This window comes from Pseudoalteromonas sp. bablab_jr011, assembly GCF_016464045.1.
Lineage (GTDB): Bacteria > Pseudomonadota > Gammaproteobacteria > Enterobacterales > Alteromonadaceae > Pseudoalteromonas > Pseudoalteromonas lipolytica.
Genome location: NZ_JACDWU010000170.1, coordinates 38060 through 58159 on the forward strand (window position 1 = coordinate 38060; position 20100 = coordinate 58159).

General features: G+C 41.7%; 16 protein-coding genes. 3 read left to right on the plus strand and 13 right to left on the minus strand.

Translation table 11 applies throughout. The features are described from left to right. Positions 1-7: 7 nt before the first annotated feature. The 4 genes from JIG41_RS09155 to JIG41_RS09170 all read right to left on the minus strand — a co-directional run bounded on the left by JIG41_RS09155 (position 8) and on the right by JIG41_RS09170 (position 3818). Positions 8-1402 carry a M28 family metallopeptidase gene (locus JIG41_RS09155; RefSeq protein ID WP_199524598.1) on the minus strand — a complete coding sequence of 465 codons (1395 nt, stop codon included), beginning with the start codon at positions 1400-1402 and terminating at the stop codon, positions 8-10. Between the two features lie 208 nt (positions 1403-1610). Then, the gene (locus JIG41_RS09160) at positions 1611-2522 is read right to left on the minus strand and encodes a diguanylate cyclase domain-containing protein (protein ID WP_199524599.1); all 912 of its coding nucleotides are present in this window, start codon (positions 2520-2522) and stop codon (positions 1611-1613) included. A 68-nt stretch (positions 2523-2590) separates the two neighbouring features. Then, on the minus strand, positions 2591-2986 hold the full coding sequence (locus JIG41_RS09165) for a VanZ family protein (protein WP_036968155.1): 396 nt from the start codon (positions 2984-2986) through the stop codon (positions 2591-2593). Between the two features lie 4 nt (positions 2987-2990). Next, positions 2991-3818: an alpha/beta hydrolase family protein gene (locus JIG41_RS09170; RefSeq protein ID WP_199524600.1), complete on the minus strand. Its 828-nt coding sequence runs from the start codon at positions 3816-3818 to the stop codon at positions 2991-2993. A gap of 158 nt (positions 3819-3976) precedes the next feature. On the opposite strand from JIG41_RS09170, the gene JIG41_RS09175 reads away from it, so the two are divergent. Next, a complete protein-coding gene (locus JIG41_RS09175) occupies positions 3977-5824 on the plus strand; it encodes an ABC transporter ATP-binding protein (protein WP_065979997.1) in 1848 nt (615 codons plus the stop codon). A 115-nt stretch (positions 5825-5939) separates the two neighbouring features. Here JIG41_RS09175 and JIG41_RS09180 read toward each other — a convergent pair whose 3' ends face one another. After that, positions 5940-6356, minus strand: a complete 417-nt coding sequence (locus JIG41_RS09180) for an MAPEG family protein (RefSeq protein WP_036968147.1) — start codon at positions 6354-6356, stop codon at positions 5940-5942. Between the two features lie 1130 nt (positions 6357-7486). Between JIG41_RS09180 and JIG41_RS09185 the strand changes: the two genes are divergently transcribed. Further along, the gene (locus JIG41_RS09185; protein ID WP_199524601.1) at positions 7487-8686 is read left to right on the plus strand and encodes an Nramp family divalent metal transporter; all 1200 of its coding nucleotides are present in this window, start codon (positions 7487-7489) and stop codon (positions 8684-8686) included. Positions 8687-8825: 139 nt separating this feature from the next. On the opposite strand, the gene JIG41_RS09190 is transcribed toward JIG41_RS09185, so the two are convergent. The 7 genes from JIG41_RS09190 to lrp form a co-directional block, all read right to left on the minus strand. Continuing rightward, positions 8826-10370, minus strand: a complete 1545-nt coding sequence (locus tag JIG41_RS09190) for an arylsulfatase (protein ID WP_065979977.1) — start codon at positions 10368-10370, stop codon at positions 8826-8828. A 202-nt stretch (positions 10371-10572) separates the two neighbouring features. Next, positions 10573-11877: a serine--tRNA ligase gene (gene serS, locus JIG41_RS09195; RefSeq protein ID WP_036968138.1), complete on the minus strand. Its 1305-nt coding sequence runs from the start codon at positions 11875-11877 to the stop codon at positions 10573-10575. Between the two features lie 8 nt (positions 11878-11885). Next, positions 11886-12272, minus strand: coding sequence for a fluoride efflux transporter CrcB (gene crcB / locus JIG41_RS09200; RefSeq protein WP_074989576.1), 387 nt, complete (start codon positions 12270-12272; stop codon positions 11886-11888). Further along, the gene (locus JIG41_RS09205) at positions 12265-13602 is read right to left on the minus strand and encodes a replication-associated recombination protein A (protein ID WP_199524602.1); all 1338 of its coding nucleotides are present in this window, start codon (positions 13600-13602) and stop codon (positions 12265-12267) included. Before JIG41_RS09205 ends, crcB begins: the two co-directional genes overlap by 8 nt. A 3-nt stretch (positions 13603-13605) precedes the next feature. Next, positions 13606-14232, minus strand: a complete 627-nt coding sequence (lolA, locus tag JIG41_RS09210) for an outer membrane lipoprotein chaperone LolA (protein WP_036968132.1) — start codon at positions 14230-14232, stop codon at positions 13606-13608. Beyond that, positions 14232-16724, minus strand: a complete 2493-nt coding sequence (locus tag JIG41_RS09215; RefSeq protein WP_036968127.1) for a DNA translocase FtsK — start codon at positions 16722-16724, stop codon at positions 14232-14234. The genes lolA and JIG41_RS09215 overlap by 1 nt, the downstream gene beginning before the upstream one ends. 141 nt (positions 16725-16865) lie before the next feature. Next, a complete protein-coding gene (lrp, locus tag JIG41_RS09220; protein ID WP_036968123.1) occupies positions 16866-17345 on the minus strand; it encodes a leucine-responsive transcriptional regulator Lrp in 480 nt (159 codons plus the stop codon). A 142-nt stretch (positions 17346-17487) separates the two neighbouring features. Here lrp and ald point away from each other — a divergent pair, with 142 nt between their 5' ends. Further along, entirely contained in the window at positions 17488-18609 is a 1122-nt protein-coding gene (gene ald, locus JIG41_RS09225; RefSeq protein ID WP_036968120.1) for an alanine dehydrogenase, read from the plus strand. Between the two features lie 84 nt (positions 18610-18693). Here ald and pssA read toward each other — a convergent pair whose 3' ends face one another. Then, entirely contained in the window at positions 18694-20019 is a 1326-nt protein-coding gene (gene pssA, locus JIG41_RS09230; protein WP_199524603.1) for a CDP-diacylglycerol--serine O-phosphatidyltransferase, read from the minus strand. Positions 20020-20100: the final 81 nt, after the last annotated feature.

Sequence of the window (20100 nt, forward strand, 5' to 3'; positions counted from 1 at the left end):
TTAGGTTTTAGGGCTCATTATTCGTCCATTCGAATGCACCCACATCACCCGGAAAAACAACGGGTGATTCAATACCGTCTTTATTTACTGCTGCAACACCAAAATAGTAGTTATCAATCACCACATTTTTTAACGTCGCTGTTGTCACTTTGCCAACATCACGACTAAATTGCCACTGAGGTTCACTGGTATAACGCCAGTAAATTTTATAGCCTGTAATTGTAGGATCATCACTGTGGTGCCACGATAAGGTGGTGCTTGGTTTAACGGCCCCTGAAATACTGACTCCCGTTGGTGGTGCTGGCGCCCATGCCATTGACGCAAGACTCACTGCATTTAATGACGTTAACTTTGCAGCATATGCAAAATCAACATGATCAATTGTATCACCATATGTAATGCCATCTTCGGTGCGCAAGTCTTGATGTTGTTGATTATAATTTTCGTTGGTTTCCATTATACGAACAGCAGCAAAGCCAACATCGTTGAATGGGCGGTGATGCCCTCCACGCCCAAACCTGTCTAATCGATACACCAACATGGTATCAAGATTTTCTATGTATTTGTCTGCGATTGTATCGATGTAGCGTGCGAGGTTGCGGCTCGCGGAATCGACTTCGCCCCCGGTAAACCGACGCTTATGGGCTTGTTCTTTGGTTTCAATAACCCGTGTGCCTTCAGAGAAAATACGTGCGGTGGTGTTATCTGTTACCCCATTAATACCGGTAGAATTACCGATCATATCGTTATTTAAGACAGCATGTACTCGCCAGTTATTATCTTGCGCGTATTTCGCTAATATTTTACCACCAAACAATCCTTGCTCTTCACCTGATAGTGCGGCATAAACAATCGAGCCATTAAATGTGTATTGTGACAACACTCGCGCAGACTCAATCACACCCGCTACACCTGAGGCATTATCGTTCGCACCCGGTGCATCTGAGGTGTAGTCCATCACATCACTGACACGAGAATCGATATCACCCGACATCATAACCATCCGATTAGGGTCAACCTGTCCTCGCTGAATGGCAATTATATTTACCACTTCAACAGGGTTTGGAATACGTTTTTCGCCAGAAATAGTGTCTTTGACCTCAATAATTTCAAGGCACTGGCCACACGCTTTTGAAATTGTTTCAAACTCCGCTTTTATCCAGCGTCTTGCAGCCCCAATACCACGAGTATTTGATTTAGTCTCTGATAAAGTATGTCGCGTGCCAAAATCAACCAAGGTTTGAATATCTTGCTCTATACGGGTCTTTGAAACTGCACTCGCTATTTCATGCAATGCTCGTTGATTGTTAACTTCAGGCGTTGTGGCGTGTGCAGCCGTTGCTAATAGTAATGATGAGCCAAACAAAACACTGCTCGTTGTTATTGTTTTTCGCTTTAACATAGTGTCACTCCTTCAATGAATCATTCAAGGCTAACTAATATTTCGCTTCAAGCAATAGTAATGAGTTAGAAGACAGATTATTAGGTTAAAACTTTTAACACAGCAGATAGGTATTAAGCGCCTCTATTAAATAAAGGCGATTGCTTTTTGTAATGTGTGTCTACTTAAAGACCTATTTTGATAGTCTGAGTCGCAGTTGAACTTTTACTTATGGTTTAATACTTTGAGCGCCGGGTAACTTTATATCATCGTTATAAAACACAACTTGATTCCCCCCCGAATGCTTGGCACGGTACATGGCTTTATCAGCACATTGAATCAAATACTCTGCATCACCATAATATTCAGGAAACATTACGGCCCCCATACTAGGGGAGTAAGCAAGCTCGGCATCGTTAAATTCAAGTGGCTTTGCTATCTCTTTCTTTAACGTGTCGACCAACATAAGAATGTCTTGCTTGTTCTTTATACTGTTTAAAATGACAACGAACTCATCACCCCCTAAGCGACCTACACTGTCATTTTTTTTAAGCACATGACGAATTCGCATCGCGATGGTTTTTAATAATTTATCACCTGCTGCATGACCATGAATATCATTAACTTGCTTAAATCCATCTATATCAATAAACAACACCCCAAGCACCGACGAAAGCGTATTAGCGATTGACAGTGATTCTTCAAGTTGGTTTATTAAAAAGCTTCTGTTTGGTAAGTCAGTGAGTGGGTCATGCCCTGCTAAATAGATAAGCTTTTGTTCGAGGTTTTTTTGCTCTGTTATGTCATACGCAATGGCGACTCTGACTTGCTTCTCTTGTGACCAATACACTGACCACAAAACATGCACGATCCGGCCATCTTTTCTTACCCAACGATTTTCAAACCGTGGGTGCTGATTGTTGTTCATTATTTGGTTAATTGCATGTATGGTTTTTGCTCTGTCTTCGGGGTAAACAAAATCGAGCATTTGTCTATTAATTGCTTCGCCAGGTGAATAACCAAAAATAGTTTCGAAGGCAGGATTTGTAAAAAGTAAGCAACCTTTAACATCTACAACACACACAGCGTCTAGTAAAAGCTCAACAATATCAGGCAAATATTCAGATGTTTTTGTATTCATAAGCGACTTCTAAGCAACCCATATTCTGAGTATAGCCGAAACAAAGCGAGTCACTAAACCACTAAAAATTAATTTTTGATCGGGTATAAGCGCTTAGATAACCAAACAGAAATACCACTAAAAAAAGCAATGCCCATAAAATCAGCGACTAAATCAATAAAATCTAACGTCCGAGTTTCAACAAAGTATTGACTCAACTCCTCTAACACCACGAACGTTGCCACGATTGCTGCGGCATAATAGATAGTATACCCGGCCACAACAAACGTTTTAAATTTAAAGGCAAGATTAATAAACAAAGTAAGTAACCCGAACAGACAAAAATGGCCTACTTTATCACCGTAAGGAATGGCAGCAACGAGATCAAAAAACACCGCTTTTTGACCCGTATTAGCGAGGTAAATTACCCAGCCGATAAAAATAAAAAAAGCAGCAGCTAAAACGACCAGTGCGCGTTGTAACATGTTATTACTCCATATGAGATGTTAAGAATAAAAACTGATAAGGGATCACTCGACGCCAATAATGCCAGTCATGTTTCCCTGCACGCTCAATATAGTCATGGCGGATTCGCATTGTGAGCATAGCGTGGTGTAATGCACGATTCTGTTCAATAAAAAAGTCATCAACCCCTATATCGAGCATAATCGCTAAACTGTCATCGCCTTTTTTCCAAGCCGTATTGCCCCCAGCTATTTTATGAAGGTTGTTTATAATGGCAATATCATCCCAGCGGGCTTTATTTTGTGCATAACTGCCCAGCACATTTGCTAAGTCAAATTCTGCCGAAAACGGCCTTACATCAACCCCAGCTGAGATACCCGATACCGCAGCAAACCGTTCAGGGTTATTAATTGCAATATGCAATGCACCAAACCCTCCCATCGACAAGCCTGTTATTGCTCTGCCTGATTTACTGGCATTCGTTGCATATGTTTTATCAATAAAATTAACGACATCATCTGCAATGTATGTTTCGTATTGAGATGCGTTATCAACTTCAGAATCAACATACCACGAACCATAGTTACCATCCGGATTGACGATAATGACGTTATAGTGATCTGCTAATCTTTCTATCTCTGTCAGGTTTGACCAATCGGTATGGTTTCCGCTAAAGCCGTGCAATACGTACACCACGTTATAACGTACAGACGAATTGTAACCCTGCGGTAGAATGACAGTCAGCGGCTTTTCAATCGCTGTTTTTTGACCTTTAAACGTAACGGTTTCGAGCTGATACGCACTGACAGGCAAACACACTAATAGCGACAATGCACAGAGTAATTTTTTCATGATGGCGTCCTTTTTCCTGTTATGTTTTCATTAATTTAAATACATGTAAATACATGAATAAATGTTGTATTTTAAACGTTATTTTTATCGTAAATGCTCTGCTAAAAAGCCAGCTCAATGATATAGTACCATTACTTAATTTTATAAAAGCGTCGCTTATGTATCGTATATTTGAACGGATGACCAATCCATTTCCTAAAGAAAAGCCTTCTCAGCCGCCCAATAGTTTGTTTGCTTTTTGCCGCCATTATACGCGAGGCATGGAGCTGTCATTATTCTTTATGTCATTAAGTGCAGCTGCATTAGCTATTTTAGAGGTTTCTCTTTTTAGTTACATGGGTCAGTTAGTTGACTGGCTAGGCCAATACACACCAGAGACTTTATTTGTTGAGCAAAAATCTGAGTTGATCAGAATGGCTGTGATACTGCTTGTTGTGTTGCCTATCGTGGTGTTTTTTCACTCTGCGGTTTTACACCAAGCACTCCTAGGTAACTACCCAATGTCTATACGTTGGTTAGCTCACCGCTACTTACTTCGGCAAAGTATCAGTTTTTATCAAAATGAGTTTGCGGGCCGCATTGCGACTAAAGTAATGCAAACCTCTCTCGCAGTTCGCGAGGCCGTGATGAAGCTGCTCGATGTTTTGATGTACATTGTGGTGTATTTTGGCGCGATGGTATTTTTAGTCGCAGAGTCTGACTGGCGTTTAATGATCCCACTATTAGTTTGGTTACTATTATATGCAGCCATTCAACTTTACTTTGTTCCTAAGCTAAAGCGTGTTGCCAGCTCGCAAGCTGATGCACGCTCAGAAATGACAGGCCGCGTAGTCGATAGTTACACCAACATTTCAACAATCAAATTGTTCTCTTATACTCAGCGAGAAGAGCAATACGCCAAAGACAGCATGGATGTGTTTTTACAACCTGTTTATAAGCAAATGCGTTTAGTGACGAGCCTTAACTTTTCGATCAATACCTTAAATTATTTACTGGTCTTTAGTATTGCTGCCTTATCTTTATACCTGTGGTCGATTAGCGCTATTTCTGTTGGTGCAATCGCTATTGCTGTCAGTCTTTCATTGCGATTAAACGGGATGGCACAGTGGATCATGTGGGAAATTAGCAGCCTATTTGAAAACATTGGCACGGTTGCCGATGGTATGAAGACTTTATCGACGCCTATCGAGGTTGACGATCAACCCAACGCGTCAACGCTTGCGGTATCGAAAGGTGCAATCAGCTTTGAAAACGTGCAGTTTAATTATGGTAAAGCAGCAAATGAAACGCACCGTGGCCCCGTTATTAATGGTTTAAATTTAAACATTAAAGCAGGTGAGAAAATTGGCCTAGTTGGCCGCTCAGGTGCCGGTAAATCAACGTTGGTTAATTTGCTTCTTCGCTTTTACGATGTTGATTCCGGAAATATCACCATTGATAACCAAAATATTGCTACGGTAAGCCAAGAGAGCTTACGTAAACACATCGCAATGGTGACGCAAGACACATCACTACTGCATCGCTCTGTAAAAGATAACATCTTATATGGTAGACCTGATGCAACAGAAGATGAAATGTTAGCCGCAGCAAAACAAGCAAAAGCGCTTGAGTTTATCGAAGATTTAGAAGACAGCAAAGGCAATAAAGGGTTTGCTGCTCAAGTGGGTGAACGAGGTGTCAAACTATCTGGGGGACAGCGCCAGCGAATCGCGATTGCACGCGTACTACTTAAAGATGCACCCATTCTCATTTTAGACGAAGCAACCAGTGCGCTTGACTCCGAGGTCGAAGCCGCTATACAGACCAGCCTTGATGATTTAATGACGGGTAAAACGGTCATCGCAATTGCCCATCGCTTATCAACCATTGCGCAAATGGACAGACTCATCGTGCTGGATGAAGGCGGTGTTGTTGAACAAGGCAGCCATGAACAATTAATAGCGCAAGGCGGTATTTATGCTGCCTTATGGTCTCATCAAACCGGTGGTTTTATAGGTGTTGAGTAGTAAATCGCGTATTTAAACGCTTAATCGCAGAGGCATTGATAATTCATTCAATGCCTCTTTTTTTCTCTAATGTGGTTTAAAAACAAAGCACATTAGGCTTAAAAAATGATGACCACTACACTAAACGTAACCCTATTAATACCACGAGGGCTATATTGGCAATCGCTGCAATCAAAAAGAAATAGCTGCGCGGGCTTGGGTTCTTTTCTGTTGCAATAGCGTAATACAGCAGCATGTGAATAATCCTTGCTATCACATACACCCAGATACACAGAGCGAATACATTACTATTCACATTTAGAAAAAAACCTAAAAATACCGCACCTAAAAACAACGGGCTATTTTCTAAACTATTCATAAACGTGCGATGCGCACGAAATACAAAGCTTTCATGACCCAAAGATGCGTTAAACTTACCAGGTACGGCACCGGGTTGTTTTGCCTTAACAACCGCAGCCACACCCCATTGAACAATAAGCATGATTAAGTAAACATAGACAGCAAAATAAGCAGACAAGGTTAATTCAGGCATTGTTAATTCCTTTTGTTAAAATAAGACGAATTCTTTTAACCTTGCAAAAAGCCAACCAAATTAACCCACTGATTTTTAATGAGATTAATTTTTTTTAAATCTTAAAGCTGCATAATTAGTACGGACTGTGTATAAATTTTACAATGTGTGTGCCACATGCAATATACGCTTATTTCCCGCGACCACTTCATTAAGTGCCCAACCTTATGCCCTAAAATATAAAGTACCCTAAAACATAAAGTACCCTAGCATTGCCATAAAAACACTGATAACCCGCTGTTTCATTTATTCAAGGCGCGAACATTTCTTATCAAGACTGTTTAAAGAGTATTTTGCTTTCTCGAAGAGCTAAATAAAGTAAAATCAGACATATCATTTGTTGTCGATAAAATGCCCCAGCTCCTGCGATGTACCAGCGCGGGCCGAGCGCGCTTTGCTGCAGTAATGAATGACCAACAGGCTGGCTACTTGCTGCCTATGTCACCAAGCGGATGCACTGTATACTATTGTACGCTTGTCAGCGGTCACTGAATTGAAAAGTCCGATATTAGTAGTACACCGTAAGCTTTGCTTGTGCTGCAACTCGGGCAATCACTGTTGCTTTGCCGTCTTTAGAGATTGAACCCAGTTTACAATGTGTTGTTGGTGACATTAAAGTTCTGTTCTTTAGTTGCAAAACCAAATGACTGTGCGTAATTAACATGACCAGGGAATGCGCTGAACACGCTTTGATAAAGTTAACTCACTCAACGTTCACTGCCATTTATCTCACTGCGCTAAATAAATGTGTATGACGCAATACCGCAAACAGCGTCGCAAAATAAACAAGAATATTTTTTATTGTGCTCATTTTTACTATATTGATTTAATTAAAGAACGTTAAAACACTAAAAAAGAGTAAATAAATTCATTCAAATAATCATAATTAAGTATGCTAACTATCAATTTACTTGCACTTTTGAAGTAGTTTTCGTTTTGCCCCCCTCAAATCTCACCGTTTTTACTTTACCCTCAGAACCACACATTATATCGTGAGCATCTACAGACAGCACTTCTCACACGGTGGCTTTGCTGCCTAGCGATGAGTTGATTAGCTAAAATTCACTATTCTAATAATAAAAAGGTTTTACATGCGTTTAGGACCCGGACTTCTTGTCACTGCTGCCTTTATAGGCCCAGGCACCATTACCACCGCAAGCGTTGCAGGGGCAAACTTTGGTTTTGCTTTAATTTGGACACTCTTATTTTCGGTTATCGCCACTATTTTGCTGCAATCTATGGCTGCTAGACTCGGTGTTACAACGGGACAAGACTTAGCAACTGCACTGAGAACAACCATCAAAACGCCTGTGTTTAAGTTATTAGCCGCGTTTTTGGTGATCAGCGCAATAGGGATTGGCAGTGCAGCCTATGAAGCAGGCAACCTCTCTGGAGCAAGCCTGGGTTTACAAGAAATATTGCCCTCGTTTAATCCTTTGATTTGGACACCTTTGATTGCAATTTTAAGTGCCGTGCTGTTGTATACCGGAAAGCATAAAGTAATTGAAGGTGCATTGATCGTTTTAGTTGTGCTGATGAGCTTGGTCTTTATTTCGACATTAATAATGGCTGCGCCGCCCTTAACTCTCGTTTTAAAGGGCTTTATACCAAGTTTACCTGAAAACTCCATTACCACGGTATTAGCCTTAATCGGCACCACCATTGTTCCTTATAATCTGTTTTTACATTCAGGCGTTCTTGCCCAAAAACATGACAAAAATAAAGATATTGAAAAGGTTATTAAAGAAACGAATGTAGATACCAGTATCTCAATAACCCTAGGCGGTATTATTACCTTAGCAATTTTATCAACAGCTTCCGTGGCATTTTATGGCACCGATGCGGGTAAAATTTCTGCAGCCAATATGGCCGTACAACTAGAGCCTTTGTTGGGTGGAATGGCCCACTACTTTTTTGCTATTGGCTTATGTGCTGCGGGCCTCACCAGTGCAATAACGGCCCCTTTAGCGGGTGCATATGCCGTGTGTGGTATGTTAGGTTGGTCAACAAAAATGAGTCATACACGCTTTAAAGGTGTGGCGATTATTATCCTAGCGTTTGGGGCGGTTGTGGCGTCTCTCGGACTTGACCCTGTTGCGGTGATCATCTTTGCGCAAGCAGCCAATGGCTTACTCCTGCCGATTGTGACTTGCTACCTTGTTTGGTTGGTGAATCAAAAATCAATTATGGGAGAATACACTAACTCTGTTTTTGTTAATGTTGTTGTTTTCCCTGTCTTGTTACTCATTTTTAGTTTAAGTATTTATAAATTATTCAGTTTGATTTTCTAGAGTGATAGTGCGAAATGGTAAAATAAAAGCCATTTATAGCAGGTTAGTCGTCCATACCAGCGCAATATTACTTAATCAAAAGCCGCATGGTTTCCCTATGCGGCTTAAATTTTATGCGCTCAAGTATATGCGCTTTATCTTATTGCTTACCTGACATTAACTGTTCCATAAGCTGGCTAAAGTCAAAGCTTGCCGCTTTTTGTAGCGGTGGGTATTCAGTAAGCGACTTAATATGCTCACCTAATAAGTGTTGTACAGGTTCGTTAAGCCATTGTTTAGCCTGAACTATATCAGAGCGGTCAGTCAAACCATCAAAGCTTTCAAACGGATCCATGCGAAGGTTGTAGAAAATGGGGAACTTTTGTTTTTCATACTGCGCATAGTAGTTTTCGCTTGTTTCAAAATGCAGCTTCCATTGTTTATAGCGAATCGCTTTAATGCTTGATTCGTAATAATAGAAAAAGTGGTCACGTGCACTGTCATCTGTTTTTCCTAACCAGTAATCTAAGTTATTTACACCATCAAGTGGCTGTTTATGCTCTTTGAGTGCTTTTTTGGCCACATTAGGCTCACCCGCAGCAGCTGCCAAAGTGGTGTAAATATCCATGTGTGTTTGAATACCGTTTAAAATTCTATCTGCGGGTACTTTACCTGGCCAACGAACAATCATTGGTACACGTACACCGCCTTCGTAGGTTGTCATTTTTTCTCCACGGAATGGCGTTGTACCACCATGAAGACGCGCACTGTGTTCTGGACCATTATCTGTCGAGTAAACAACGATCGTATTATCTAGCACACCCATGTCTTGAAGTGCAGCCATCAATTCACCCACTTGTTGATCATGCTCAATTAAGCCACTACCATACAAATCGTGCTCTGTAGTGTGCTTGGCAGCTAAATAACGGCTTTCATCACTTAAACGGGTATACATGTGCATACGGCTTGGATTAAACCACACAAAGAACGGCTTATTCTCTTTTTGTGCTCGCTTGATAAAGTCTAAACTTGCATCCATGAATTCTTTATCAACCGTTTTCATTCGCTCGCGAGAAAGCTGGCCTGTGTCTTTAATTTTTTGCTTACCAACTTTACCAAATCGTGGATCAACTGTTTTGTCATCTACATTAGTTGCATAAGTGTGTAAAACCCCGCGTGTACCGTATTTTTTGAAGAATTCAGGATCTTTAGGGTAATCAACTTGCTCAAACTCTTCTTGGGTATTTAAGTGATATAAGTTTCCAAAAAATTCATCAAAACCATGAACGGTTGGTAAGTGCTCGTTGCGATCACCTAAATGGTTTTTACCGAATTGACCCGTAGCGTAACCTTGCTCTTTAAGAACTTCAGCAAGAGTATAGGAGCCCGCTTTTAAACCAAGCTCTGCGCCGGGTCTGCCAACAGTTGTCATGCCACTACGGATTGGGTACTGTCCGGTAATAAGGGCCGCGCGACCAGCAGTACATGACGGTTGAGCATAATGATCAGTGAACATCGTGCCTTCATGGGCGAGTTTATCAATATTTGGGGTTTTATAGCCCATTGTACCCAAACCATAGGCACTTATATTCTGCCACCCTACATCATCAGGGAATATTATAAGAATATTGGGTTTATCTTTAGCGAACGCCACTGAGCTTACTAAATACAAAGCAGCAGATGCGACGGCGAGAAATCTTTTCATAACAGCAATCCTTCGTGTTTTGGAGTATCACAATCCACTTAACTAAATGATTAAGTATTAATGTAGATTGGTATTGAGTACTAAAAGTACCTTTTTAGTCTACTAAATGTTTACACTTCCGCAAATAAATTAGTTAAAAAACAAACAAAAATGCCGCATGGTTTCCCTATGCGGCATTTTTAACTTATTAGGCTAATAAAACTTATTTAATAACCTCTAAGCCTCCCATGTATGGGCGCAATACCTCTGGCACAACAATTGAGCCGTCAGCTTGTTGATAGTTTTCTAAAATGGCAACCAATGTACGACCTACAGCCAAACCTGAACCATTAAGTGTATGCAATAGTTCTGGTTTTTTCTCACCTTGACGACGGAAACGCGCTTGCATGCGACGTGCTTGGAAATCAACCATGTTTGAACACGATGAAATTTCACGGTAGGTATTTTGTGCAGGTAACCATACTTCTAAATCGTAAGTTTTCGCGGCACCAAAGCCCATATCGCCGGTACAAAGAATCACTTTACGGTAAGGAAGCTCTAATGCTTGTAAGATTTGCTCTGCGTGACCTGTTAGCTCTTCTAGCGCTTGCATTGAGTCTTCTGGTTTTACTAGCTGTACTAATTCAACTTTGTCGAATTGGTGCTGACGAATAAGACCACGTGTATCACGACCATAGCTGCCGGCTTCACTACGGAAACATGGCGTATGCGCGGTTAAACGAATTGGCAAGTCACTTTCGTCATAAATTTCATCGCGGGCACAGTTCGTAAGGGGTACTTCAGCTGTTGGAATTAAGCTAAAACCAGGTTGTTGTTGACCTTCGTCATCCACTAAACCTAACGTGTGGAATAAATCACCTGCGAACTTAGGCAGTTGGCTTGTACCGTACAAACTTGCGCTATTAACAAGGTAAGGTACGTACATTTCTGTGTAACCGTTTTTATCGGTGTGCGTATCAAGCATGAATTGTGTTAATGCACGGTGCATACGCGCAACTTGGCCACGCATCACAGTAAAACGTGCACCACTGATCTTCACGCCCATTTCAAAATCAAGACCCTTTACGTCTTGACCTACATCAACGTGATCTTTTACTTCAAAGTCAAATGATTTTGGTGTACCCCACGTTGATATTTCAACGTTTTGCTCTTCATCTTCACCAACAGGAACTGACTCATCTGGTAAGTTTGGAATGGCAAGGGCAATTTGCTTAAGCTCTTCAAGCACTGCGTCTTGCTCTGCTTTTACGCTGTCTAGTTCATCACCAAGGGTACTGACCGAATCAAGCAAAGCTTGTGCTTTATCGTGCTCGCCTTTGGCTTTAGCTTGGCCGATAGCTTTGGAACTTGCGTTACGTTCGCTTTGAAGTTCTTGCGTTTTTACTTGTAATGTTTTGCGTTTTTCTTCAAGTGCAGTCACTGCATCGATATCAAGTTCAAAGCCGCGTGTTGCTAAACGCGCAGCCGCTTGTTCAATATCTTGACGTAAATATTTAGAATCTAACATGTTAGTTTTTAACCTTTTTGCATTACCAGCTGAAGGCCCAGCCAAGCCATAAATATACACACCACCACGTTTAAGGTGATATTGAGGGCCATTTTAAAAAAGTGACCTTGTTGCAACAGCAACAACGAATCCATTGAGAATGTTGAAAAGGTGGTCAATGCACCTAAAAAGCCAATACCAATTAAGGTCTTAGCAGGGCTAACAGCGATTATTTCTTTTTCAATCAAGCCGTATAAAATGCCCATTAACAATGAACCAAGAATATTAACTGTCAACGTGCCAAAAGGGAATCCCCTACCCAGCAGTTTTAGCATTGTTTCGCTAAGAAAATAGCGTAAGCAAGCACCTGATGCGCCACCCAATGCAATCATCATGTAAAGTTTTAAACTATTCATAACGTTTAATATCACTTTGCTCATTTCGCTGCGTTAAATAATCCAGCTTTTGTTTTATTTTTTGCTCAAGCCCGCGATCCGTAGGAAAGTAATACTGCCTATTGCTAATAGCTTCAGGAAAATATTTTTCGCCTGCGGCAAATGCGCCTTCTTCGTTATGCGCATAACGATACTCAGCACCATAGCCCAAATCTTTCATTAGGCTGGTAGGTGCATTACGCAGGTGCTCTGGTACAGGGTAACTAGGTTCATTTTGCGCATCGTGCTTGGCCTGATTAAAAGCCATATACACAGCATTGCTCTTAGGCGCACTGGCTAAATAGAGCGTGGCTTGCGCTATGGCACGTTCACCTTCACTTGGCCCCACTCGCTGATAAATATCCCATGCATTGAGTGCAACTTCCATAGCGCGAGGGTCTGCATTGCCGATATCTTCTGTCGCGATGGCTAATAAACGTCTTGCAACATATAACGGGTCGCCACCCCCCGCTAAAATACGGCAATACCAATATAAAGCACCATCGGGTGAGCTGCCTCGTACAGACTTATGAAACGCAGAGATTAGATCGTAAAACTCATCGCCCCCTTTGTCATATTTCGCTAAATGCGTTGGCAGCACTTGACTTAAAACATGCTGATCAATTAGGTAATTACCTTGTTTTTCAGTGGTTAAATCAACGGCTTGTTCAAGTAAATTGAGTACTTTACGGGCATCACCGTCGCTGGCTTGGCAAAGTGCCTGCTTTGCGTTATCGGCAATGACGATGTTTTTTTCACTTAGCTCTACATCATCACGTAATGCGCGCTCAATCACATTGTGTAAATCGGTTTGCTCTAACGCTTTAAGTACATAAACACGTGCCCGTGAAAGTATGGCGTTATTGAGTGCAAACGAAGGATTCTCTGTGGTGGCGCCAACAAAAATAAACGTGCCGTCTTCTATGTGAGGCAAGAAGGCATCTTGTTGTGATTTATTAAAACGGTGTACTTCGTCGACAAATAATAGCGTACGCTGACCTCGCCCAGCAAGGTTAGCTTTGGCTTCATTGACTGCTTCACGGATGTCTTTTACGCCAGCGGTGACAGCAGACATTTGAATAAGACTTGCATCTGCATGATTAGCAATAATTTGCGCAAGAGTGGTTTTACCAACCCCCGGCGGGCCCCACAAAATCAGGCTGTGGCAGCGCCCAGCTAAAATTGCTTGGTATAGCGGTTTATCAGGGCTTAAAAGATGTTGCTGACCAATGTAGTCATTCAATGTTTCAGGTCGCATGCGCGCCGCAAGTGGGCGCACATCAGGACCAAAATTAAATCCTAGATTACTCAAGCCCTATTCACCTTGGCTTTGATCATCAACTTCAACACCTTCAGGAATGATAAATTCAAAGGTCGTCGTAGCCAATGGTTGATTAACCTGAGCATCTTTAAAGGTAAATAACGATTGCTGACCCGAGGTATCCATCACGGTCAATGAAGATAAAGCCTGTTTATCATCACTGAATGCAATATCAAGTTGCTCAACTTGGCTTTCTATGCCTTTATTTGGTGTAACACTAAAGCCTGTATCGGTAGCCAATACTTGGTATTTAGCCCACTGCTCAGGGTCTTTTGATGTAAGTAGCACAAACGGGGTTGAATCTATCAGACTATGGGTATTCATTATGGTAACTTGCTCAGCGAAGCTATCAAAATAATAGGTTTTTTCACCGTTAGAAACAAATAACGTTTCATCTGGACTTTGCTGTTGCCAGCGAATCATCATAGGTTGCTGGAGCGCAATATTGCCCTCACCTTGCATAATGGCTTCGCCCTGTGCATCGGTTACTTTTTGTATAAATTGCGCTTTAAAACTGTTAATTGTGCCAAGTTGCTGTTGCAATGCTTGGCTGTCGTCAGCACGACTCTGACCGCTTAATAAACACCCTACTATTAGGGTTAACACTGTAATTTTTTTCATTAATTTGCTCCACCATTGGGCACTAATACTTCTCGGGCACCATTATGACCTGGCGCACTGACAATGCCTGACGTTTCCATTTGTTCCACTAAACGTGCTGCGCGGTTATAACCAACGCGAAGCTTACGTTGTACACTCGATACCGACACTTTGCCGGTTTCTATCACAAATGATACTGCTTCATCGTAAAGCGGATCTGACTCTTCATCACCGTCTTCACTGGTTTCTCCTGGTAGTAAAATTTCTTCTGTGGCATCACCATTTAAAATTTCATCAATGTAATTTGGCTTGCCCCGTTTCTTCCAATCGTCGACCACGGCATGAACTTCATGATCATCAACAAATGCACCGTGAACACGCACAGGCACGCTGGTGCCAGGCGGTAAGTAAAGCATATCACCCATACCCAGTAAGTTTTCAGCACCTTGTTGGTCTAAAATGGTGCGCGAGTCAATCTTACTTGATACTTGGAACGCCATACGCGTTGGAATATTCGCTTTAATTAAACCCGTTATAACATCAACCGACGGGCGCTGTGTTGCAAGCACTAAGTGAATACCTGCTGCACGGGCTTTTTGTGCAATACGTGCAATTAGCTCTTCTACTTTTTTACCGACAATCATCATCATGTCAGCAAATTCATCAATCACCACGACAATACTAGGCAGTTTACCCAGCTCTTCAGGGCCATCAGCCATGCCGTCAGTGTCTTTAAAAAGTGGATCAAGGATCGGTTGACCGGCCTCTTTCGCATCCAATACTTTTTGGTTGTAACCTTTTAAGTTACGCACACCCAGTGCCGACATAAGCTTATAACGACGCTCCATTTCCCCCACACACCAACGCAGTGCATTAGCCGCTTCTTTCATGTCTGTGACCACTTCACACAATAAATGCGGAATACCTTCGTACACAGAAAGTTCAAGCATTTTAGGGTCTATCATAATCATACGTACATCATCAGGCCCTGATTTGTACAGTAAGCTTAATATCATTACATTAACGCCCACTGACTTACCTGAACCAGTGGTACCAGCGACAAGTAAATGAGGCATTTTACCCAAGTCAGCACACACAGGCTCACCGGCAATATCTTTTCCTAATACCATGGTTAATGGTGATGGGTTTGACTCAAACTTAGGGGCATTGATTACTTCGCTTAAACGCACGATTTCGCGGTGTTTATTCGGCAACTCAATACCTACATAGGTTTTACCCGGAATAACCTCAACAACACGCACACTGACAGCAGACAGCGAGCGCGCTAAATCTTTTGCAAGACCGGTGATTTTCGCCACTTTAATACCCGGTGCTAAATCGAGTTCAAAACGCGTAACAACAGGGCCTGGGTATACGCCGACAACCGTGGCTTGAATATTAAAATCAAGCAATTTGGTTTCAACTAAACGTGAAATGCCATCAAGCTCTTCTTGCGATAATGGGTTCTTCGCTTTATCTGGGCGGTCTAACAGCTCCAGCGACGGTAACGGGGTTGCTGGCGGTTGCTCTTCTAATAAGGCCTCAAATTTTTCTTTTGCAGTTGGAGGTGGCTGATACGCAGGCTTTGCCTTTGGCATTGGGCGTGCAGGAGAGACAACCGTTGTCGTTGGCTTTTCAGGTTCAACAACGGGGCTTTGATCAAGCGCATTGAGAGCTGATACAGTGTCAAACGATTCATCATCAAGCGCACTAAAACCGATTTCTTGATCTAAAATATCGTCAAGTTCATCAAAACCATTAAATTCAGACTCTGTTTTTTTAGCTGGTTTTGCAGCCGCTTTTTCTTGAGCAGGTTGGTTTACATCGGGTTCGGTAAAACCAATTGAAGGCTCACTATCAGGCTCGACAAAATTCGCATCGGGTTCTGATGAAAGAACAGCTTTATTTGCGTCTTTTTCGCGTTGAAGCCAGGCCGACAAGTGCTTGCGTGTAAAATAAAAGGCACGCATTACCCAATCACCTAAGAAGTCAACAAATTGCACCCATGACACACCCGTTAAAAGCGTTAAGCCTGCGAAAAAGAAACACAGTAATAAAATAGATGTGCCAGTAAAATTAAAGGTCGGCATCATCGCCGAGGCAATAACGTCCCCTACTACCCCGCCCGATGAAAAATTATAAATATCGTCAAAATTGATGCTGCTAATCGCGGTTGCAGAGGTAATAAATAAAGCAAAACCAATGATTCTTAAAGCCAGCGTGGTGTAATCAAGTTGGAATATGCGATGGGGCTGCTTAAATAATAAGTAACCAAATAACTGAATAGCCGCCGGCACCAAATAGGCAAGCCAGCCAAATGTAAGCAATAAGATATCTGCTATCCACGCACCTGCTGTGCCGGTAATATTCTTTACATTAACAAATTCACCGGTTTGCGACCATGATGGGTCGGCAGGATCAAAACTGATTAATGCACATAAAATAAATACTGCAGCAAAGGTGCTGATAATTAGCCCAGTCTCTAACAGTCTTTGAACACCATTTAGGCGCATAGCTCCCTATTCCTTATTATTCTTTACTCATCGATTAGCAGTGAAATACCTTAGCAGGAAATGCCGTTTGTTGCACTTTATCTTAACCATGATGGACTGATAATGAACAAGTTTTTGTTACTCTTTGTTTATTTTAACAGTTTATGCAATATAAGGACGAATAATCACCCCTTGTTCACCTTTTACTTCTTCCATCACGACGTAGGTACGGCTCTCACTTACATTAGGTAACTTAAGTAAGATATCACCCAGTACGTTACGGTATTCTGACATGTCATTAACGCGGGTCTTTAATAAAAAGTCGAAATTTCCCGAAACAAGGTGACACTCAATTATTTCATCGTGCTTTTTTACCGCCGCATTAAATTCTTCAAATACATCAGGTGAGGTTTTCGTAATCGTGACCTCAACGTACACCGACAACCCCTGACCCAATTTTGCAGGATCAACAACTGCTTTGTACCCGAGTATGTAGCCTTCTCTTTCAAGCTTCTTTACACGCTCTAAACACGGGGTCGCACTTAAGCCTACACGCCTTGCTAACTCTACGTTAGAGAGCCTTCCATCAAGCTGTAATTCCATTAAAATTTTTCGGTCTATTCTGTCAAGTAATTGATGCATACGCCAAACCAGAGTTTTACACTGTTAAAATATATTTTTTAGATTATATCACTACAAATGAACTTAAAAAAGGTGAGACACACTGCCATGTCATGAATATAATAGTCGAAAATTTTATCCCGTTCTATTAAGGCGAAAAACTATGATTATTGGTGTACCAAAAGAAATTAAAAACCATGAATACCGTGTAGGTATGGTTCCTGCGAGTGTTCGTGAACTAGTAAACCATGGCCACCAAGTGTTCGTTGAAACTGATGCAGGTATGGGCATTGGCTTCACTAACGAAGATTATATTGCAGCAGGCGCTGAAATTTTACCTACCCCAGCTGACGTTTTTGCTAAAGCTGAAATGATCGTAAAAGTAAAAGAGCCACAAGCGGTTGAGCGTGCAATGTTACGCGAAGACCAAATTCTATTTACTTACCTTCACCTAGCACCTGATCTTCCACAAACTGAAGACCTTGTTAAAAGTGGCGCAATCTGTATCGCTTACGAAACAGTAACAGACGCTCGTGGCGGTTTACCACTTCTAGCACCGATGAGTGAAGTTGCTGGTCGTATGTCAATCCAAGCTGGTGCACAAGCGCTAGAAAAGTCGAACCACGGCCGTGGTATGTTACTTGGTGGTGTACCAGGTGTTGAGCCAGCTAAAGTTGTTGTTATCGGCGGCGGCATGGTTGGTCGTAGTGCAGCACAAATGGCAGTTGGCCTAGGTGCAGATGTGGTTGTTTTAGACCGTAACATCGATGTATTACGTGCACTAGACGCTCAGTTTGGTAACAAAGTGAAAGCGATTTACTCAACCGCTGATGCGCTAGAGAAACACGTACTAGAAGCTGACCTTGTGATCGGTGGCGTACTAATCCCAGGTGCTGCAGCGCCTAAATTAGTGACAGCTGAACACATTAAAGCAATGAAGCCTGGTTCTGCAATCGTTGACGTTGCAATCGACCAAGGTGGTTGTATCGCGACTTCAAAAGCGACGACACACGCTGATCCTACTTACATTGTTGATGACGTTGTTCACTACTGTGTTGCAAACATGCCAGGTGCTGTTCCACGTACTTCTACGTTCGCACTTAATAACGCAACATTACCGTTTATCATCAACCTTGCTAACAAAGGCTATAAGAAAGCGCTTCTTGACGATGCACACTTCTTAAAAGGCTTAAACGTGATTAAAGGCCAAGTTACTTACAAAGAAGTAGCTGAAGCATTCAACATGGAATATGTTGACCCACGTACAGCAGTTGAAAATGCTTAATTAGCATTGTGAAACAAAAAAGCAGCGATATCGCTGCTTTTTTTTCGTCTCAAAAACACAAGACTCTGTTTATCTGGTTGATAGTTAGATAAATCGTTTGATTATAAAATCAACTTTCACACGTTTGGCCTGACCCAATAATTTTTTTACAGGCGCTGGGTAGTCATCCATCGTTTCTAAATCTTGCGGGCCTGATAAGCGTCGGCAATGAGTTAATATCGCCTGCTTTTCTTGCTCTATTTGCTTTAGTATATGCTGCTGCGGATCGTCAATTAAAATACCATTTTCAATATCAAGCCCCCATGCACGCGGATTTAAATTATGCCCGCTTAACAGATGCAAACGCTTGTCAGAGCAAATCCCTTTTAAATGGAATGAGTTGCTCTCGTGTTTCCACAGATAAACGTTAAGGTTACCATTGGCGATATGACGCTTTTGCGATTTTAAAAATTTATACAAAATGGTTTCGTATAAATATGGCAGCGCACCAATTTTACTAAACGGCTCAGATGGCGGTAAGTAAAAGTCGTTTGCTGTTTTATCTCCCACCACAATGGTCACGTTTTTACCTTGTTTTAAAAGGCGACGTAACGAGCGCATCAACGGTGCAGGGAAATTAAAATACGGCGTGTAAAGAATGAGTTCGTGCTCTGTTGTATCAAATAATGATTTGATTAAGCGGTTTAGCTTATTGCTACGCCGACCTAAACCCAAAAACAAACGCACCCCTAACTCACCTGCACTTGCCTCAGCCGCACTGTCATAACTTGCTGATTTTAGATCTCTCATTAATTGCTTTTGAGCAACTTTGATATCATTGAATTGAGTTAACGGACGCGTATCAATGCGTGGAACAGCTGCAGAGCTCAATAAATGTGTGTTAATAAATTCGATGACCGAATTACACAAGCCTGATTGGTGAACTAAAAAATAACGGTCAAGACGATAACGATCATCCTGTTGTAAATAAACATTATTTAAGCTCGCACCGCTGTAAAGTAAGGTGTCGTCAATTACGAAGCCTTTTAAATGTAATACCCCAAAAAGCTCTTTCGCTTTTACGGGTACACCATACACTTTAACGTTTGACTGATATTTTTCTTGAAAATCACAATACATGCTGGCATTGCCATCAGACTTGGCAGCACCAATTAAGCCCCGTTGAGCACGATGAAAGTCTACTAACACGTTTACTTCCAACTCAGGATTCGCTAAAGACGCCTCATGTAAGGCTGTTAAAACCTCTTGACCCGCTTCATCGTCTTGCAAATATAAAGCAGTAATATAAATTCTTTTCGTCGCCGAACGAATTAGACGCAATAGTTCAGTGCGATACTCTCTCGCATTGGTTAAGACTTGGACGTCTTCTGTAGTCAGCCCAAATGCGGGCTTTTCCTGCCAAAATACCATAATTGCCTGTTCGTTTATCTAGCCTAAAGTCTAAGCTAATATCAAAATTAGCTAAAACATACCAAAAAAATATTGCTTGGT

What these genes read in the sequence shown, in the direction of transcription:
- JIG41_RS09155 (WP_199524598.1), bottom strand. Translation starts at nt 1,402, where the DNA reads ATGTTAAAGCGAAAAACAATAACAACGAGCAGTGTTTTGTTTGGCTCA.
- JIG41_RS09160 (WP_199524599.1), bottom strand. Translation starts at nt 2,522, where the DNA reads ATGAATACAAAAACATCTGAATATTTGCCTGATATTGTTGAGCTTTTA.
- JIG41_RS09165 (WP_036968155.1), bottom strand. Translation starts at nt 2,986, where the DNA reads ATGTTACAACGCGCACTGGTCGTTTTAGCTGCTGCTTTTTTTATTTTT.
- JIG41_RS09170 (WP_199524600.1), bottom strand. Translation starts at nt 3,818, where the DNA reads ATGAAAAAATTACTCTGTGCATTGTCGCTATTAGTGTGTTTGCCTGTC.
- JIG41_RS09175 (WP_065979997.1), top strand. Translation starts at nt 3,977, where the DNA reads ATGTATCGTATATTTGAACGGATGACCAATCCATTTCCTAAAGAAAAG.
- JIG41_RS09180 (WP_036968147.1), bottom strand. Translation starts at nt 6,356, where the DNA reads ATGCCTGAATTAACCTTGTCTGCTTATTTTGCTGTCTATGTTTACTTA.
- JIG41_RS09185 (WP_199524601.1), top strand. Translation starts at nt 7,487, where the DNA reads ATGCGTTTAGGACCCGGACTTCTTGTCACTGCTGCCTTTATAGGCCCA.
- JIG41_RS09190 (WP_065979977.1), bottom strand. Translation starts at nt 10,370, where the DNA reads ATGAAAAGATTTCTCGCCGTCGCATCTGCTGCTTTGTATTTAGTAAGC.
- serS (WP_036968138.1), bottom strand. Translation starts at nt 11,877, where the DNA reads ATGTTAGATTCTAAATATTTACGTCAAGATATTGAACAAGCGGCTGCG.
- crcB (WP_074989576.1), bottom strand. Translation starts at nt 12,272, where the DNA reads ATGAATAGTTTAAAACTTTACATGATGATTGCATTGGGTGGCGCATCA.
- lolA (WP_036968132.1), bottom strand. Translation starts at nt 14,232, where the DNA reads ATGAAAAAAATTACAGTGTTAACCCTAATAGTAGGGTGTTTATTAAGC.
- JIG41_RS09215 (WP_036968127.1), bottom strand. Translation starts at nt 16,724, where the DNA reads ATGCGCCTAAATGGTGTTCAAAGACTGTTAGAGACTGGGCTAATTATC.
- lrp (WP_036968123.1), bottom strand. Translation starts at nt 17,345, where the DNA reads ATGCATCAATTACTTGACAGAATAGACCGAAAAATTTTAATGGAATTA.
- ald (WP_036968120.1), top strand. Translation starts at nt 17,488, where the DNA reads ATGATTATTGGTGTACCAAAAGAAATTAAAAACCATGAATACCGTGTA.
- pssA (WP_199524603.1), bottom strand. Translation starts at nt 20,019, where the DNA reads ATGGTATTTTGGCAGGAAAAGCCCGCATTTGGGCTGACTACAGAAGAC.